Origin of the sequence: Corallococcus aberystwythensis (assembly GCF_003612165.1) — a bacterium.
GTDB lineage: Bacteria > Myxococcota > Myxococcia > Myxococcales > Myxococcaceae > Corallococcus > Corallococcus aberystwythensis.
The window spans coordinates 1-870 of the sequence record NZ_RAWK01000548.1; the positions used below are offsets into that span (position 1 = coordinate 1).

The window sequence follows — 870 nt, forward strand, 5'->3', positions numbered from 1 at the left end:
GGGGAAGGCCACGCGGGGGCCCTGCTCCCCGATGCTCACGGCCGGGTGCGCGTCCCAGGCCTGCAGCGTGGGCAGCTCCATGTCGTCCTGGAAGAAGAAGGCGACGAAGGCGCCGCTGCCGTCCGCGTCCAGGGGCAGCGCCAGGGTGAACCGGTTCATCTCCCGCAGGGCGTACGTGCCGCTGACGGCCTCGCCGTAGAGCATCTCCAGGGTGAACTCGCCGGACGCGCCGGGGGTGACGGTGCTGAAGGGCTGGAAGGCCTCGTCCTCCCGGGTCTTGCGCTGGACGCTCAGCGATTCGCCGGAGTACGGCGTGCCGTCCCGCTGGAGCGCGCGGCCGTACGCGAAGATGGGGTCCTCGGGATAACGGTCGCAGCCGGTGGTGGCGGAGGCCAGGAACGCCAGGGAGGTGACGAGTGCGCGTCGCATGTCAGTAGGTCGCCTTGAGGCCGAGGAGCGGAAGGATGACGGGGATGCGGACGGGAGCCCGGGTGGGCTGGATGTCCCGGGGCTCCGAGCCGCTGAACTCGGACTCGAGGCGGTACTCGTAGGCCACCACCTCCTGCTGCGCGGAGAGGTTGAGCACGTCCAGCGACGCATCCAGCGTGAAGTCCTGGTAGGCCCACGACTTCGCGATGCGCGCGTCCACGCGGAAGAACGGCGCCAGCCGCCGCGTGCGGTCCAGATCCTGCCGCACCCAGTGGGATGAGCCGTCCGGGTTCGTCACCCAGCGCTGCGTCTGCGAGGTGATCTGCCCCGTCTCCGGACGGCCGGTGTTGAAGTGCACCACCGTGCCCACGGTCCAGTTGTTGCCGAACTTGTAGCTGAGCGCGGCGTTGAGCGTGTGTGCCTGCTCGAAGGCGAAGGGCA

At 69.8% G+C, this 870-nt stretch carries 2 pseudogenes; both read right to left on the reverse strand.

The window, feature by feature from the left end:
- Positions 1–429 (reverse strand): annotated as a pseudogene (locus D7W81_RS41365) (hypothetical protein); the annotation flags it as partial.
- Position 430: 1 nt separating this feature from the next.
- Positions 431–870: pseudogene (locus D7W81_RS41370) on the reverse strand (TonB-dependent receptor domain-containing protein); the annotation flags it as partial.